Source organism: Dyella monticola, assembly GCF_003363155.1.
In the GTDB taxonomy this organism is placed as follows: domain Bacteria; phylum Pseudomonadota; class Gammaproteobacteria; order Xanthomonadales; family Rhodanobacteraceae; genus Dyella_B; species Dyella_B monticola.
Genome location: NZ_QRBE01000001.1, coordinates 206,808 through 223,103, shown reverse-complemented (window position 1 = coordinate 223,103; position 16,296 = coordinate 206,808). Strand labels below are relative to the sequence as shown.

The window sequence follows — 16,296 nt, the reverse complement described above, 5'->3', positions numbered from 1 at the left end:
CTTCCTTGCTTGGCAGGGAAGGGGCGAAGGGGGAATCGGGCTCAGGCGCCTTTGCCGAGATAACGCGCCCGCTTGGCGGGTTTGAGGCGGGAAAGATCGAGCATTACCAAGCCATCGACGCATCCGGAGAAACCGGGGTCTTCGCCAAAATCCAGGAACTGCACGCCTTCGGGTTCGACCAGATCCACGTACTGGCGATAGAGCACCGGCAGGCTCACACCCAGCGCATCCAGATGATTGCGCAACTTGCCCAATCCGCTGGCCGGGTCCAGGCCTTCCAGCTCACGGCGCACCCCTTCGAGTACGTCTTGGGACACCTTGAACGGCTGCCGTGCACACGCCAGGCCCGGCGCGCCAAAGTAATGCTGATGCGCCGCGGCAATCCATTCGCGTGCCTGTCGCGGCAGATGCACCGACATGCTCACGGGGCCGAACAGATAGTGCAGTTCCGGGTGGCGCTGGAGATAAAGGCCAATGCCCTGCCATAGCTGGTCCAACGCGCGCGAGCGCCAGTACGCCGGCGCGATAAAGCTGCGCCCCAATTCCAAGCCTTCCGCCAGACGCGATTCCAATGCAGGTGAATAGGTGAACAGGCTGGCGGTATACAACCCGCGCATGCCGCGCTCTGCAATCAGACGTCCGCCGTGGCCCAGACGATAGGAGCCAACGATGCGTACGGCCTTCGGATCCCACAGCACGAGATGTTCGTAGTGCGCGTCATACGCATCCAGATCGCGACGGGTATTGGTGCCCTCGCCAACTTTGCGGAACGTGAGTTCGCGCAAGCGGCCAATCTCTCGCAACGCCGCGCCATCGGTTTGTCCGCGCAATACGATGATTTGCTTGCCGTCCGACAAATCGGCAAGTTTCTCGCTCTGTGCCAGCTCCATCGCCACACGATCGGCCGGCTCCGGATGCGCCAGCGCCACCTGTCCGCCGAAAATCAAGCCGCGACGACGGCTGATGCGATACACGTGCCGACGCATCAGATCCGCCGCGCGTTGCGCGTTGTTGCCGCTGCGCTTGGCCATTTCGTCCGCACTCACCAGCGCGCCAACACTGAAGCCAATACGGCTAACTTGCGTGGCGACTGCTTCGCGCGGCAACATCGCCGTACTGAGCGGCTTGGCCAACATGGACAGTCCGTAGAAGATGGCCGAATTGCGCGCCGCGACGTGAATGGGCAGCACCGGCACCTTGCTGCGCATCGCGAGCCGCGCGAAACCATCCGCCCAGCGACCGTCGCGCACTCCGACCGGGCCCATGCGGGAAACCTCGCCAGCCGGAAAAATAATCAGTGCCTCACCACGATCAAGCGCGCGATAAATATTGCGCATACGCGAAGCCGCGCCACCACCGAATACATCGACTGGCAGCAGCAAAGGACCGAGTTGCGGAACGGCCGCCAGCCAGTCATTGCCGAGAATGCGCACGTCCTTGCGTACCGAACCGACCAGGTCCAGCAAGGCCATTGCATCGAGCATACCCAGTGGATGATTGGCAGCGACCAGTACGCCACCTTCGACGGGAATATGTTCCCGCTCGCGCTGTACGACGTGATAGCTGCAGCCCAGCAGATCCAGGACCTGCTCGACGAAGTCGAACCCCTTGGTGTCGGCAAGCCGATCCAGAACCCGATTGAACCCTGCTTCATCCGCCAGCCGGCCTAACATGCCGGCAACGGGTCTACGAATCATTGGATGCTGCGCAAGCCATGGCAGACGTTCGGTAAGGGCCTGTTCTACGTGAAGCATGACCGCCTCCCTTGGTTTTGATCCGTGTCGCCGATCTTTCACGCATGTTGCCGATCAAGTGTGACAACTGCGAGAAATCACGCGATCAAACTCACCCGAAGCGCAAGAATACACGACGATGGAACGAGGAGGCTTAAGAGCGTGTTCAAAGCGAACCATGACTCCCTTCCCGTACACGGAAAAGGAATCACGCCGTGAGGTCATACGGCCAAATGCAAGTACGCCGCAATGCCACCGAGAAACATCTGCACCGACAGGGCGATCAGCAACATGCCCATCACCCGCTCCAGCGCGGTGAGTACGCTCTCGCCCAGCCAGCGAAACAGATATGTGGAGCTGAGCAGGATCACGGCCGTTGCCAGCCACGCACACAGCAGTGCAATGGCCCAGTCCGCTGTGCGGCCCGGTTGCGTATTGGTGAGCAGCAATAAGGCGGCCATCGCCGAAGGGCCCGCTACACCGGGAATGGCCATGGGTACGATGAAAGGCTCGCCTTCGCCAGATTGCCCGAAGATGCCGCCTTCGACCGGTGGAAACACCATGCGAATGCCGATCAGGAACAGCACGATGCCGCCAGCGATGCTGATGGATTCCTCGCGCAGTTGCAGCAGCTTCAAGATCAACTGACCGCCCATTAGGAAGATCAGCAACACGCCCAGCGCGATCAGCAACTCGCGCACCATCACGGCACGGCGGCGTTTGGGCGGCACACCTTTGAGCAAGCTGAGGAAGATGGGAATGTTGCCGAGCGGATCCATGATGAGAAACAGCAGGATCGCCGCCGACAAGGTGGTCATCTGCGTTTCCATCCGTTCCCCTTCTGGTTAGTCGCGCAGCGTACTGCGCAGGATCATGCCACGCGCAAATCGAGTACACCGCCGCGCGCAGCAGTGGCCTGGTTGCTCAATAGATACACCACCGCGTTGGCCGTGGCGTCGGGCAGCGGATGCTGCAAGGTGTCTTCGCCGAAATACGCGGTGCGGCGCAAGGTGGTGCGCATCGGTGCCGGCAGCAAGGCATGCACGCGCAGCGCATCGTCATCGTGTTCTTCATGAAGAATCGTCACGAAGCGTTCCAGCGCTGCTTTCGATACGCCGTAGGCGCCCCAGTGGGCGCGCTGCACGAGCTCGGGGTTGTCCAGCACGAATACCACCGCGCTGTCGGGCGCAGCGGTGAGCAACGGCAAGCAGGCCTGGGTCAGCGCGAACGGCGCGGACACATTGACATGCAGGCTGCGCAGCCATGCATCGGGTTTGTGGGTGGATACCGGCATCAGACCGGCAAAGCTCGCCGCGGTGTGCACAATGCCATCGAGCCGTCCGAGGTCGCGCTGCAGACCTTCGGCGAGGGATTCGTAATCGCGCGGCGTCGCCGTTTCCATATCGAGCGGATGGATCACCGGTTCCGGCAAACCTGCTTCGACCATCGCATCGTAAAGCTGCTCCAACTGCCGTTTGCGCTTGCCGGTAATGACCACCGTTGCGCCGGCGCACGCCGCGGCGCGCGCGGTTGCACTGCCCAACCCACCGTAGGCGCCGGTGACAAGTACCACGCGGCCTTCCAACTCATTGGTGGTGGGTGTCCAGCTCGTGGGCAGTCGGTGCAGCGGCAGGTTCAAGCTCATGCGTGGCTTTCTCCGGCCACATCATTGGCCATGCGCGCCAGCTCACCGGAGACTTTGAGATCTTCCACGATGTCGCAGCCACCGATCAGCTCGCCCTGGATGAAAAGCTGCGGGAACGTGGGCCAGTTGGCGTAGTGCGGCAGCGCGGCCCGCATTTCCGGATCGGCCAGCACGTTCACCGCATGGAAGGTCGCGCCGGCATCGTCCAGCGCCTGCGCCGCGCGCGCGGAGAAGCCGCACATCGGGAACTGTGGCGCGCCCTTCATGAAGAGCACCATGGGGTGCTGCGCCAGCACCGCCTTGATTCGTTCGTTGACGTCCATAACTTCGGTTTCATCACTACAATGCAGCCAGCTTAGTAGTGTACCAGCCGTCCCGGCGCCCGGCCGGGCTCCCGTCATCCTTAGCCAAACGCCCAGGAGTTACCCATGGCGATCGAACTTCCCCCGCTGCCCTATGAAAAGAACGCGCTGGAGCCGAACATTTCGGCCGAAACGCTGGAGTTTCATCACGATAAGCACCACCAGGCTTACGTGACCAATCTCAATAACCTCATCAAGGGCACCGAGTTCGAGAACGCCTCGCTGGAAGACATCGTCAAGAAGTCCTCCGGCGGCGTGTTCAACAATGCAGCGCAGACCTGGAACCACACGTTCTATTGGCACTCCATGCGCTCGCCGAAGAAGGACAACGTCCCCGCCGGCAAGCTGTCGGACGCCATCAACAAGGCGTTCGGTTCCTTCGACAAGTTCAAGGAAGAGTTCGGCAAGTCGGCCGTGAGCAATTTCGGCTCGGGCTGGACCTGGCTGGTACAGCGTCCGGATGGCTCGCTGGGCATCGTCAACACCTCCAACGCCGCCACCCCCATCACCGGCAGCGACAAGCCGCTGTTCACCATCGACGTGTGGGAGCACGCGTACTACATCGACTATCGCAATGCGCGTCCGAAGTACGTGGAATCGTTCTGGGATCTGGTGAACTGGGATTTCGCAGCGAAGAATCTGGGTTGATTGTTGCTCTTATGCCCTCTCCCCTTCGGGGAGAGGGTTAGGTGAGGGGTCAACCTCGCCGTGATCTGCCTTATGGATTTTTGAGTTAGCCCGATAGTGCGCCAATACCGGGCGCCGCCTGCTCTTCCCGCTTCAACGCACGCGCAATATCACCGACGCGCTCAGCCAACACGTTCGCATCCTGAGCACACACCGTCGCATGTCCCACCTTGCGCCCGGGACGCGATTGCTTGCCGTAGTCATGCCAATGACCATCCACGGTGCTCAATACCGGTGTCGCGTCCGGCAACTCGCCGATCCAGTTGAACATCGCCGAAAAGCCGCGCGCCGAGGTATCACCGAGCGGCAAACCAAGCACCGCGCGCACGTGGTTTTCGAATTGGCTGGTCACGGCACCTTCGATAGTCCAATGACCTGAGTTATGCACGCGCGGCGCCATCTCGTTACCAAGCAACTGACCATCCTTGACGAACAACTCCAGCGCGAACACGCCCACGTAATCCAGACGTTCGGCCAGCGTGCGCGCCAAGGCTTCGGCGCGCGATTGCAACGCACCCACGTCCGGCGCTGGCGCAAGGCTCAAGCTGAGCACGCCTTCGGTATGCCAATTCTGCGTGAGTGGCCATATGCGGAAATCGCCATCGCGTGTGCGTACCGCCAACACGGAAAGCTCGCGTTCGAACGGCACGAAAGCCTCAAGGATCAGGCCATGTGCATTGGCGCCCAGCGCATTCCATGCCGCATCCGCATCGGAAAGCTGCTTGATGCGAAATTGTCCTTTGCCGTCGTAGCCGAGGCGGCGCGTTTTCAGAATGGATGGCGCACCGATGGTGGCGAGTGCACGATCGAGACCTTCGCGCGTGTCGACCGGCTCGAACGCCGGCGTCTGCAAACCGCATTCGCGAAACAGTGTTTTTTCGGCGAGGCGATCCTGCGCCACCGCCAGCGCGCGCGGATTGGGAAACACGGCGGCGCGCTCGGCCAGCCAGTGCGCGGTATCGGCCGGGACGTTTTCGAAATCGAAGGTGACCACATCCACGTCAGCGGCGAATTTTTCCAGCGCGGCGAAATCGGTCCAGTCGGCGATGCGCAGCGGCGCCACCTGGCCAGCGCAAGCGTCGGCGGCCGTGTCCACCACCAACACCTTCACACCTAGCGGCGCGGCAGCCAACGCCAGCATGCGGGCCAACTGGCCGCCGCCGAGGATGCCCAGTACGGGTTGTTTCACGCGTGCGCTCACGAACGGGGGTCCGGGTTATCCAGCACGGTCTGGGTCTGGCGGCTGCGATAGGCATCCAGCGCCTTGGCCAACGCCGGATCGTGCAGCGCGAGCACGGCGGCGGCCAGTAAGCCGGCATTGACGGCGCCGGCTCGACCGATCGCCAACGTGCCTACCGGAATGCCAGCCGGCATCTGCGCGATGGAAAGCAGGGAATCCATACCGTTCAGCGCCTTGGATTGAACCGGTACGCCGAACACCGGCAGGCGCGTCTTGGCAGCCAGCATACCCGGCAGATGAGCGGCACCGCCGGCACCGGCGATGATCACCTGGATGCCTCGCCCGACGGCCTCTTCGGCGTACTGAAACAGGAGATCCGGCGTGCGGTGCGCGGAGACTACCCACACCTCGTGCGGCACACCCAGCTCCGCGAGCACATCGGCCGCGTGCGTCATGGTTTCCCAGTCAGAACGCGATCCCATCACCACACCTACTCGCGGTGCCGAAGCTGTATCCGTCATGGTCCGGTCGTCCAAAAGGGGATATTGTACGGGCTTCGCCGCATTGCAACGATACCCACGGTTTTTCTATGGATAAACGCCTGCTCGACATCCTCTGCTGCCCGGTAAGCAAGACGCCGGTCCGCCCGCTCAACAGCAGCGAACTGAGCGCACTGAACCGCGCGATCGATGGCGGCCAAGTGCTCAGTGTGTCCGGCGAAACCGTTCAAAACCGGCTGGCCGAAGGCCTCATCACCACCGACCGCAAGGTGATCTACCGGATCGATGACGGCATACCCGTGATGCTGCCCGAAGAGGGCATCGGCACCACCCAATTCACCGACTTCCCGGCTGCGGCCTAACAGGCATCCTGAACGGCCTCACAGGGCTTGCACAGGGACTACACAAAAGCATGACGCGGGGCATGGCGGTGAAGGCGATTTTCGCTTATGTTCCACGAACTGGCGGCATCCCTGTTGCAACCCTAGGCGGTTGCCAGAGGCGACCGGCTGCCTTCTTCGGCAGCAGTCAATAGCGGCCTAGCCAGCCAACCACAGGGGTGTGGCGATGAACGAAGCCAACGAGTCATCCAACATCGTCAATCTCAGCCAGCGGCTGGACCCTTCCAGTGGCCGCGGTGGTGACCTGTTGAACGCGGTGCGGAACATCGCCTCCCGCCGCCTGCAGCAATACGTCGGCAACATGTTCGAGCACGTCGACGACGCGCTGTTCGACCTCGCCGAGAAAGCCGAAAACAACGCCGCGCAGATGCATTACTTCGACGGCATGCGCGAGGTGCGCAAGCGCCGGCCGGTGATCGAACGCGGCTTCCTGGCGCAGGTGTCGCGCGAGCTCAATGATTTCGCCAGCGGCACCCGTTCTTCGGCAGGCTCAAGCGGCACATCCACGCCCGTGCCCGGCTCGGTCGAACTGTCACTGGTCGCCGATAACGAGTTGGAAGAATCGCTGGCCCTTACCAGCATGATCGGCAAAAACGAAACGCGCCTGTCGCGCGAGCTGTTCGCCGTCAACCAACGGCTGTCGGTCATCTGCGGCGGCACACGCATCGAAGACGCCACCAACCCGGTGGGCCCAGCCTTGCTTGCCCAGGCATTCCGCCAGGCGATGCGCGAGCTCAGCGCCGACATGCGCGTGAAGCTGATCATCTACAAGCTGTTCGATCGCTACGTGATGGCGTCACTGGAAGAGCTGTATCAGGAAACCAACGCCGAACTCATGCGCGCTGGCGTGTTGCCGCAACTTCGCCACGAAGTGGTGCGCAATACATCCGGTGGTACAGGCACCGCAGCCGGTAGCGCTGCCGCGTCCGCTGTCGACGTATCCGCGCCGCTGCCCACCGACGACAGCGAAGCCTCTGCCGAACTCCTGCAAACCTTGCGTACGCTGTTCAGTGCGCGTCGTGCGCATCCGACCGTGCCGCTCTCGGCGATGACGGCAGGCCCGCTGCCCACTGCCAACGAGTTGATTGGCGCGCTGAGCGTGCTGCAGAGTCAGGCTGCCATGGTGCCGATGGCGCCGGTACCGGCCGCGGCCACGATGAGCACGCTGGATATCGCCGAACAGGTGCTGCACCTGAAAGAACAGTTGTTCACGCAGCTCGGCTCTTTGCGCGGGCAGCGTCCGGGGCAGATCGCCACCATCGATGAAGACACCATCGACCTGGTTGGCATGCTGTTCGAGTTCATCCTCGAAGACCGCAACCTGCCGCCGCAGATGCAGGTGCTGCTCGCACGTCTGCAGATTCCTTATCTCAAAGCGGCCATCCTCGATCGCAAGCTGTTTGCACACCGTCAGCACCCGGCGCGCCGTCTGCTCGATGGTCTGGCAGATGCCGCCAAGAGCTGGTCGGAGGAATCGGACCGCGATGGCCGTCTGCATGACACGATCAAGGCCATCGTCGAACGCCTGCTGCAGGAATTTGACGATGACATGACGATCTTCGATCGTCTCTCCGCCGAGCTGCAGCAATTCCAGGAAACCAACCGCCGCCGTGCGGAACTGGCCGAGCAGCGCGTAGCCGAATCCACGCGCGGCCGGGAAAAACTGGAACAGGCGCGTCGTCGCGCCGCGCGCGAAATCCTCAACCGCCTCGGCGACCATTCCGTTCCGCCGCTGGTTCATGGGGTACTGTCGCGCGCTTGGGCCAATTACCTGGTGCTCACCATTCTTCGCAAGGGCGAGGAATCCAACGAGTTCCGCGAAGCGCTGCGGTTCGTCGACGCCTTCATCGCCAGCACCAAGCCAGCGCGCACGCCCGAAGCGCGGCGCGAGTTGTTGCAGTTGTTGCCCGGCATCGAGCGCGCACTGCGCAAGGGCTTGGCGAATGTCGCGTTCCAGGACGCCGACATCGAGAAGCTGCTGGCCCAGTTGCACATTTACTATCGCCAACAACTGGGCGAAGCCCCACCGGCACCCGAACAAGCGCAGCTCGTCGACGCCGCGCCGGCCCCGTTGCCCATTCCGGAAAGCATCCAGCCGCTCACCGAAACCATCGCCGACCTGGAAGACGAGGCGGCCCATGCGGAGCCGGCCGAGGAGGCCATGCCCGCCGATGTGCGCGACGAGTTGGAACGCGTGAAAGCGCTCCGGCCTGGCACCTGGCTGGAATTCAGCAGCGAGGAAGGCCATTTCGAACGCGCCAAGCTGTCGTGGGTCAGCCCGATGAGCGGCCGCTATTTGTTCGTCAATCGCCGCGGCCTGAAAGTGGCCGACTACTCACCCTACGAGCTGGCGGTGGTGATGGCGGAAGCCCGCGCACGCGTCCTCGCGTCGAACGCTTTGTTTGATCGCGCGATGGATGCCATTGTGGATCGGTTGAGTCATGAAGAGACTCGGCCGGGCGAGCCCTCGCCCTAATCCCCTGACGAAACACGGCGCAGCGCTACCCCTCCCCTGCCTGCAGGGGAGGGTCGAGGCGGGGTTGCACGCGCTTGCTACACAACATGCCCCCGGCGCAGCCCTACGACACGCAGGTAAAGCAGCCGGTCTGCGCGATGATTTAGCTTGAAGCTCCCAGCTGCGGAACCCATGCATGTAGCATCCGCGCACCGCCGCCCTCCACGGATCAATCATGTCCGCCCCCCAAGCCTTTCGCTTCGCCCCGCCCGACCCGCGCCTGATCGACGCCGATGTGACGCGCGCCTTCGCCGAAGATATCGGTCACGGCGATGCCACCGCCAGCTTGCTGCCAGCCGATGCGCAGGCTTTCGCCGCACTCACCTGCCGTGAAGAGGCGGTGATCGCCGGCATACCGTGGTTCGACGCGTGCGTGCGCAAACTCGACCCGCATGCGCAGATCACTTGGCGCGTGACCGATGGCGATCACGTCACGCCGGGTGCGGTCGTTTGCGAAATGCATGGCAACGCCCGCGCCCTTGTGACGGCCGAGCGTTCCGCCCTCAACTTTCTGCAAATGCTGTCCGGCACCGCCACCATCACGGCCACGTACGTGGCGGCCGTTGCCGGTACATCCACGCGCGTGCTCGATACACGCAAGACCGTGCCGGGGCTGCGCCTGGCACAGAAGTACGCCGTGCGTTGCGGTGGCGGCCACAATCATCGCATCGGCCTCTACGATGCGATCCTGATCAAGGAAAACCACATCATCGCCGCGGGCAGCATTCCCGCCGCCGTGCAGGCCGCGCGAAACCTTCATCCCACGCTCTTGTTGGAAGTGGAGGTGGAAAACCTCGACGAACTACAGCAGGCGCTGGATGCCGGCGTGGATCGCATCATGCTGGACAATTTCACCCTGCCTCTGATGCACCAAGCCGTTGCACAAGCCGACGGCCGCGTACCACTGGAAATTTCCGGCAATGTCGAGCTCCCCACTATTGCCGACTACGCCCGCACCGGCGTGGATTACATTTCGGTGGGCGCGCTGACCAAGAACACGCGGGCGATCGATCTTTCGCTACGGCTCAAGGTGCTCTGACCGGACTTGCGGCGTACCACGGTCGCCCACACACTGCAGACATGGGCGACCTCGCTACCCTTTTTCTGCTGATTGTCGTATTGGCCATAGTGGGTATCTGGCTGGTACTTAGCCGCGCCCGCGACCGCGCCATCCACGAAGCGCGCCAGCGTTGCCAGCAACATGGCTTGCAGTTGCTGGATGAAACCGTGGGTTTGAGTGGAGTGCGTCTGCGGCATTTTCGCGGCAGACGGGTGCTGGAGCGACGCTACAGTTTTGAAGTAAGCATCGACGGTGATGATCGCGAAGCCGGGCATCTGTGGATGATCGGCAACGTGTTAACCGCGTTGATTCTTCCGACGATCGAGTTGTATACGCCCGAATATCCCGAGGACGCTGCGACCTCTGCTGACGACAGCAATGTCGTGCCGTTTCGGCGCCAGTATCGCGATAGAGATATCAGGCACTGAGAATGCACTCCTTCCCCTGCTTGCGGGGGAGGGGCAGGGCGGGGTTGTTCGAGCTTGCCGCACAGAATGAATGCTTCGCGAGACTAAAGACTGCACCCCACCCCCTACTGCACGTAGGGGAGGGTGTCCAATATCGCGCTGTTACTTCACGACCCGCAAATGCGAACCGCCCCGCTTGGGTTTGTCGCCATCACCCGACGGCGGCTCCGGTTCGGGTGGAGCGGGCGGCGTATCGCTCGGCGGTTCGTCACCGTCTTCGTCGGCAGGAAACATCATGCCCTGCCCGTTTTCCTGTGCGTACAAGGCCAGCACGGCAGGCACCGGAATTTGAATGCTGTGGCTGACGCCGGAAAAACGTGCCTGGAAACTGATCCACTCGTTGCCCAAGTCCAGATTGGCCACGGCACGCATGGCCAGATTGAGCACCACCTGACCGTTCTTGATCACGTGCGGCGGCACGCGCACACCGCTGCGCGTGGCATCGACCAGCATGTACGGCGTGAGGTTGTTGTCGCTGATCCAATCGTAAATCGCCCGCAGCAAATACGGACGGTTGGAACTCATCGTGGGCTGTTGCTGCTGGGTCACCAGAAGGCGCTCTGACCGATGTTGCGTGGATGTCACCGGCCCTGTTCGCGAACTACCGGGGCGTCGGCGAAGGCAGGCTGGCTGTCACGACGATGACCCGAAGGTATGCGGACAGACAGGGCCGGCCCCCGCGTATTGAATGGGAAAGGACCGGGTATGTCCAGAAGGGTCTGGGCCACGCTCGGTCAGAGCGCTCTCAGCGCCCGTTCTTCCGAGGTCAGGCTGCGCGCATACCCTTGGCTGTGGAACAATCGCTCACCGTAATCCATGATCGGTTTACCTTCGCGCCCCAGGTCCACGCCCAGGGAAGGCAGGCGCCATATCACCGGTGCCACCAGGCAATCGGCTAGGCTCATTTCCGGGTTGAGGAAGAACTTGGAGGCTTTGAACAGCGGCAGCGCCGCCAGCAGATGCTCACGCAGATGCTTACGTGCCGCCTCCGCCGGACGGCCGCCGGCCTTGATATGTGCCACTTCCGCCAGCCAGTCATGCTCGATGCGCACGGCCGCCAGGCGCAACCGGGCGCGTGATAGTGGATCGATAGGCATCAAGGGAGGATGCGGGTAGCGCTCGTCCAGGTATTCGCACACGACCGAGGTGTCATAGAGCGTGAGCTCGCGGTCCACCAGGGTGGGAAGCGTGGCGTAAGGGTTCAGATCGAGCAGATCCTGCGGCGGCTTGGCCGGGTCGACCACGACCACGTCGTAGGTTACTCCTTTGGCTGCCAGCACCAGCCGTACGCGATGACATTGAATGTCATCGCCGGCGGTGTACAGGGCGAGTACTGTCCGGGAACGAGCGTTCTGGACCATGCACTTGGCTCCCCTTTTGGATGGCCGCAAGAATGGCGTTTACCACCTGCGGCCACAAGTCCTTTGTTTTAGCGCCGCCACCAAACGACTATGCGGCCGCCGGGCCGGGCGCGTTCGGTGCTCGGGATCCCCATGTACGCCTCAGTACACTGCGGTTCCTGCGGCGCCCCCCGCACCCGCTGGACGTCCGCTCGCTACGTTTTGCCCGCAGCGCTTAGTGGACGTCCTTCCAATACTCTTTCTTGAGCAAATAGGCCAGGAAGGTGAATCCCAAAAGGAACAGCACCACCCAGATGCCGTAACTGCGGCGCTGCAGGGCGGCAGGTTCGGAGACGTACTCAAGGAAGTTGGTAACGTCCCGGGCCGCCTGCTGATACTGCTCGGGCGTGAGCGTGCCCGGATGCAGCAAGCTCAGCTTTTCGATCTGCGGATCGTCGCCCGGCTTGGCCGGCGCCATCACCGGCACCTGCACGCCTTGCAGCTCCCACAGCGGGAACGGCATGGCCGCATTGGGCAGCACCGTGTTGTTCCACCCGATGGGGCTCTTGGGATCGAGGTAGAACGAGTTGAGGTAGGCGAATACCCAATCGGCACCCTTGGCTGACACTTCCAGCGAAAGATCCGGCGGTGCCTTGCCGAAGAACTTCTGGGCGTCATCCGCCGGCATGTGCGAAATCACTGGATCGCCGAACTTCGCGCCGGTGAAGTTGAGGTTGTTCATCACGTCGTCCTCGGTCAAACCGAGATCGTCCGCGATGCGCTCATAGCGCATGTACTTGAGCGAATGACAGCCCACGCAGTAGTTGAAGAAGATATGCGCACCGCGACGCAGCGATGCAACGTCGCGTAGATTGTTGCCGGCCGCGGGCAGTGCCGGGCTCTCCTGGGCGATGACCGCCGCGGCGCCGAGCATCAGCCCGAACGCCAGCGCAAACAAGGATATATAGCGCTTAATCATGCGTCGTCACCCGTTCCGGAACTGGCTTGGTCTTTTCCCAGCCAAGATGCGTGTACAGCCACAGGAATACGAAGAACCCGAAGTAGATCAGCACCATCACGCGGCCGAAGAGGTTCTCGATGGCGGTTACATCCACATTCGCGCCGAAGAACATCGGGATCAGTTCGGCGGTGGAATCGGTGCCGATCAGCATCAACCCGAAGAACGCCAGCACGAACAAAGTGAGCGCCACTTTAAAGCCGGTGCCGCGATAACGGATGGAACGCACCTTGCCGGCATCGATCCAAGGCATCAGGAACAACAACACGATCGCGCCGAACATGCCCAGCACACCCCACACGGCCGTGCCCAGGGCTGACGGAATCATGCGCACGATTGCGTAGAACGCGGTGAAGTACCACACCGGCTTGATCTGCGCGGGCGTCACCAGGTTGTTGGCGGGAATCGAGTTGTCGTGCTCGAGGAACCAGCCGCCGAACGTCGGCTGGAAGAAGATGATGAAAGCGGCGATGGCAAGGAACAGCCCCACGCCGACCAGGTCCTTCACCGTGTAGTACGGATGGAAGGGAATGCCATCGGCCGGTTTGGTGGGATCCCAGCGATTGCCCTTGGGACCATGCTTGACGTCCACGCCGTCCGGATTGTTCGAACCCACTTCGTGCAATGCAGCCAGATGCAGCACGACCAGCAGCAGCAGCACCAGCGGCAGCGCAATCACGTGCAGCGCAAAGAAGCGGTTGAGCGTGGCGTCGGCAGGCAGGAAATCACCCATGATCCACTCGACCAGATCCTTGCCGATCACCGGGATGGTGCCGAACAGCGACACGATCACCTTCGCCCCCCAGAACGACATGTTGCCCCAGGGCAACACGTAGCCCATGAACGCTTCGGCCATCAGCACCAGGAAGATCAGCATGCCCAGCAGCCACACCAGCTCGCGCGGCTTCTGATAGGAGCCGTAGATGATGCCGCGGAACATGTGCAGATAAATCACCACGAAGAACAGCGACGCACCCGTGGTATGCATGTAGCGGATCAGCCAACCCCACTCCACGTCACGCATGATGTACTGCACCGAGTCGAACGCACCGCTCGCGCTCGGGTCGTAGTTCATGGTGAGGAAGATGCCGGTGACGATCTGGTTGACCAGCACCAGCAATGCCAGCGAACCGAAGTAATACCAGATGTTGAAATTCTTCGGCGCGTAGTACTCGGTCATGTGCTTGCGATACACCGGCATGAGGCCGGGTGCGCGGTCAGTGACCCATTCGCCGATATTCGAGAAGACGTTCGCCATTACGCTGCCCCCTGCGGATCCACGCCGATCTGCACGGTCGTGTCGTCGACAAAGTGATACGGCGGAATCACCATATTCTTCGGTGCCGGCACGCCTTGATACACGCGCCCTGCCATGTCGTAGCGCGAGTGATGGCACGGGCAGTAGTAGCCGCCCTGCCAGTTCGGATCGAACGGCTCGGGCTTCATCTCGCCCACGTAGTTGGGCACACAACCCAGGTGCGTGCAGATGCCAACCATCACCAGCCACTCGGGCTTGATGGAGCGCGTCTGGTTCTGCGCGTACTTGGGCTGCTGATCGGCGGAGGCGCCGTTCGACCCCGGGTCCACCAAGCGGGAGTCCTGCTTGGGCAGCGCGTCGAGCTGCGACGGTGTGCGGTTGACGATGAAGACCGGAAGGCTACGCCAGGCCACGATCAGCTGCTGACCAGATTCGATCTTTTTCAGCGACTGCGTAACCGGAGCGCCGGCGGCCTTGGCTCTTGCACTGGGTTCCCACGACTTGATGAAAGGCACAACTGCCGCCACCACGCCCACTCCCCCCACCACCGAAGTTGTCGTGGTGAGAAAGCGGCGGCGGCCTAGATCGACGACTTCGTTCGCCATCAGGCTCTCCGGTACTTGCATGCCATTGACACTGCAGAAACCAGATTCTGCCGCTGCGGACGAGCTAAGGTTACGCTTCGCCGACCGCCCCAGGATCGTGCCCCTGCAAAATCGCGCTACCTACAAAAATCGCGTTAGTCTAGCCTCAGGTGAATAACCCTACAATAAAACGTTACAGGCGGTCACGTCGCTCCGCCACACTCACGCACTTCACTCGCACAGACTGCATTACGACATGAAGCATGCCGCCGGCATCGTCGCCTTTGTTGCCCGATTCGTGATACTCGGGTTGGCGATTGCGTTTGTAATCAGCCTGGTCTGGCCAGGTGTTGGCGATCGCCTGCGTACGCATTTGGGCGTCACGCAAGCAACGGCACCCGCATCAAGCGCTGCACCCTCGACACCGCCACCCGGCAACGCACCGATTTCCTATGCGGACGCAGTGGCCAAAGCGGCGCCATCGGTCGTCAACATCTACGCCAACAAGGTCATTACCGAACAAGCCGTGCGCATGTTCACCGATCCGCTGATGCAGCAATTGTTCGGCGGCACGCCCGTTGGCACGGTGAAGCGACGCGAACAAAATCTTGGCTCCGGCGTGATCGTCAGCGCAGACGGCTACGTACTCACCAACAATCACGTGATCGCCAACGCCGACGACATCCAGGTACTGCTCTATGACGGACGCGTAGCGAAAGCCAAGCTGGTTGGTGCGGACGAAGAAACCGATCTTGCGGTGCTGAAGATTGTCGACGCCGGCAACCTGCCGGTGATCCACATGGCCGATCCGAAAAAACTGCGCGTGGGCGACGTGGTTCTGGCCATCGGCAACCCGCTCAATCTCAATCAGACAGTGACCATGGGCATCATCAGCGCCATCGGCCGTCAGTTGAGCAACAGCAGTCCGGAAGATTTCATCCAGACCGATGCCGCGATCAACCTCGGCAACTCCGGTGGCGCACTGGTCAACAGCAACGGTGACCTGGTCGGTATTAACACCCTCCTCATCGGTAAGGCAGCTAATGCCGAGGGTATCGGTTTTGCCATTCCGGTCGATACGGCCACCAACGTACTGCGACAATTAATCGCAACCGGCCACGTGATCCGCGGCTGGCTGGGCGCCAATTACGGCTTCGTTCCGGTGGCGGCCGACAGCGGGCTGCCAGCCGCTGCTGCGCGCGGTGCGCAGGTGACCGATGTCTATGCCAGCGGCCCGGCCGCCGCGGCCGGCATCCAGCCGCACGACATTCTCTTGCGCCTGGGTGACGACGATATCCGCGACCCCGCCGATCTCAGCCGCCATGAGGCCGCACTCAAGCCAGGAAGCCACGTGGAAGTCTCAGGCCTGCGCAATGGCGTGCCGTTCCACGTGATGGTGAACGTGGTCCAGCGTCCGCCGCAGATCGCCGCGGCGACGTCGACGGCAAACACCGGCAGCGACGTCGAAGGCTGAGAAACCGCTGCGCACATCCTGCTTCACCGCCGCCCCGGCGAACGGACTGAGCGATTTTCGGGCAAGTGAGCA

17 protein-coding genes and 1 other RNA gene are annotated in these 16,296 nt (G+C 62.1%); 7 read left to right on the top strand and 11 right to left on the bottom strand.

From position 1 onward, the window contains the following. Nucleotides 1-41: 41 nt before the first annotated feature. The 4 genes from olsF to grxD form a co-directional block, all read right to left on the bottom strand. Entirely contained in the window at nt 42-1,754 is a 1,713-nt protein-coding gene (gene olsF / locus DWU98_RS00915; RefSeq protein WP_115493600.1) for a bifunctional ornithine lipid synthase OlsF, read from the bottom strand. A 200-nt stretch (nt 1,755-1,954) separates the two neighbouring features. Further along, nucleotides 1,955-2,551, bottom strand: coding sequence for a YhgN family NAAT transporter (locus DWU98_RS00910; RefSeq protein WP_115494121.1), 597 nt, complete (start codon nt 2,549-2,551; stop codon nt 1,955-1,957). Between the two features lie 53 nt (nt 2,552-2,604). Continuing rightward, nucleotides 2,605-3,378: an SDR family NAD(P)-dependent oxidoreductase gene (locus DWU98_RS00905; RefSeq protein ID WP_115493599.1), complete on the bottom strand. Its 774-nt coding sequence runs from the start codon at nt 3,376-3,378 to the stop codon at nt 2,605-2,607. Next, nucleotides 3,375-3,701 carry a Grx4 family monothiol glutaredoxin gene (gene grxD / locus DWU98_RS00900; protein ID WP_115493598.1) on the bottom strand — a complete coding sequence of 109 codons (327 nt, stop codon included), beginning with the start codon at nt 3,699-3,701 and terminating at the stop codon, nt 3,375-3,377. Before grxD ends, DWU98_RS00905 begins: the two co-directional genes overlap by 4 nt. Before the next feature lie 105 nt (nt 3,702-3,806). Here grxD and DWU98_RS00895 point away from each other — a divergent pair, with 105 nt between their 5' ends. After that, on the top strand, nt 3,807-4,388 hold the full coding sequence (locus DWU98_RS00895; protein WP_115493597.1) for a superoxide dismutase: 582 nt from the start codon (nt 3,807-3,809) through the stop codon (nt 4,386-4,388). 85 nt (nt 4,389-4,473) lie between these two features. Here the strand turns inward: DWU98_RS00895 and DWU98_RS00890 are convergent, their stop codons facing one another. Both DWU98_RS00890 and purE read right to left on the bottom strand, forming a co-directional pair. After that, a complete protein-coding gene (locus DWU98_RS00890; RefSeq protein WP_425480201.1) occupies nt 4,474-5,616 on the bottom strand; it encodes a 5-(carboxyamino)imidazole ribonucleotide synthase in 1,143 nt (380 codons plus the stop codon). 8 nt (nt 5,617-5,624) lie between these two features. Continuing rightward, a complete protein-coding gene (gene purE / locus DWU98_RS00885) occupies nt 5,625-6,128 on the bottom strand; it encodes a 5-(carboxyamino)imidazole ribonucleotide mutase (RefSeq protein WP_115493595.1) in 504 nt (167 codons plus the stop codon). Between the two features lie 68 nt (nt 6,129-6,196). Here purE and DWU98_RS00880 point away from each other — a divergent pair, with 68 nt between their 5' ends. The 4 genes from DWU98_RS00880 (at nt 6,197) to DWU98_RS00865 (ending at nt 10,511) form a co-directional block, all read left to right on the top strand. Then, complete coding sequence (locus DWU98_RS00880; protein WP_115493594.1) at nt 6,197-6,469, top strand: Trm112 family protein; 273 nt, start codon at nt 6,197-6,199, stop codon at nt 6,467-6,469. A gap of 205 nt (nt 6,470-6,674) precedes the next feature. Then, entirely contained in the window at nt 6,675-8,984 is a 2,310-nt protein-coding gene (locus tag DWU98_RS00875) for a DUF1631 domain-containing protein (RefSeq protein ID WP_115493593.1), read from the top strand. Nucleotides 8,985-9,198: 214 nt separating this feature from the next. Next, a complete protein-coding gene (gene nadC / locus DWU98_RS00870; RefSeq protein WP_115493592.1) occupies nt 9,199-10,062 on the top strand; it encodes a carboxylating nicotinate-nucleotide diphosphorylase in 864 nt (287 codons plus the stop codon). 41 nt (nt 10,063-10,103) lie between these two features. After that, nucleotides 10,104-10,511 (top strand): DUF3301 domain-containing protein, encoded by a 408-nt coding sequence (locus DWU98_RS00865; protein ID WP_115493591.1) that lies wholly within the window; start codon nt 10,104-10,106, stop codon nt 10,509-10,511. A gap of 141 nt (nt 10,512-10,652) precedes the next feature. Here DWU98_RS00865 and DWU98_RS00860 read toward each other — a convergent pair whose 3' ends face one another. After that, nucleotides 10,653-11,075, bottom strand: a complete 423-nt coding sequence (locus DWU98_RS00860; RefSeq protein ID WP_115493590.1) for a ClpXP protease specificity-enhancing factor — start codon at nt 11,073-11,075, stop codon at nt 10,653-10,655. A gap of 209 nt (nt 11,076-11,284) precedes the next feature. After that, complete coding sequence (locus tag DWU98_RS00855) at nt 11,285-11,911, bottom strand: glutathione S-transferase N-terminal domain-containing protein (RefSeq protein ID WP_115493589.1); 627 nt, start codon at nt 11,909-11,911, stop codon at nt 11,285-11,287. 132 nt (nt 11,912-12,043) lie between these two features. Here DWU98_RS00855 and DWU98_RS00850 point away from each other — a divergent pair. Beyond that, nucleotides 12,044-12,121: non-coding RNA, sX9 sRNA (locus DWU98_RS00850), on the top strand. 4 nt (nt 12,122-12,125) lie between these two features. On the opposite strand, the gene DWU98_RS00845 is transcribed toward DWU98_RS00850, so the two are convergent. Genes DWU98_RS00845 through petA form a run of 3 tightly spaced genes read right to left on the bottom strand, consistent with a single transcriptional unit; the run spans nt 12,126 to nt 14,771 of the window. Continuing rightward, nucleotides 12,126-12,869 carry a cytochrome c1 gene (locus DWU98_RS00845; RefSeq protein WP_196239447.1) on the bottom strand — a complete coding sequence of 248 codons (744 nt, stop codon included), beginning with the start codon at nt 12,867-12,869 and terminating at the stop codon, nt 12,126-12,128. Further along, nucleotides 12,862-14,166, bottom strand: a complete 1,305-nt coding sequence (locus DWU98_RS00840) for a cytochrome b (protein ID WP_115493588.1) — start codon at nt 14,164-14,166, stop codon at nt 12,862-12,864. The genes DWU98_RS00845 and DWU98_RS00840 overlap by 8 nt, the downstream gene beginning before the upstream one ends. Next, the gene (petA, locus tag DWU98_RS00835; RefSeq protein ID WP_115493587.1) at nt 14,166-14,771 is read right to left on the bottom strand and encodes a ubiquinol-cytochrome c reductase iron-sulfur subunit; all 606 of its coding nucleotides are present in this window, start codon (nt 14,769-14,771) and stop codon (nt 14,166-14,168) included. The genes DWU98_RS00840 and petA overlap by 1 nt, the downstream gene beginning before the upstream one ends. A 235-nt stretch (nt 14,772-15,006) precedes the next feature. Here petA and DWU98_RS00830 point away from each other — a divergent pair, with 235 nt between their 5' ends. Then, nucleotides 15,007-16,224 carry a S1C family serine protease gene (locus tag DWU98_RS00830; protein ID WP_115493586.1) on the top strand — a complete coding sequence of 406 codons (1,218 nt, stop codon included), beginning with the start codon at nt 15,007-15,009 and terminating at the stop codon, nt 16,222-16,224. Nucleotides 16,225-16,296 lie beyond the last annotated feature (72 nt).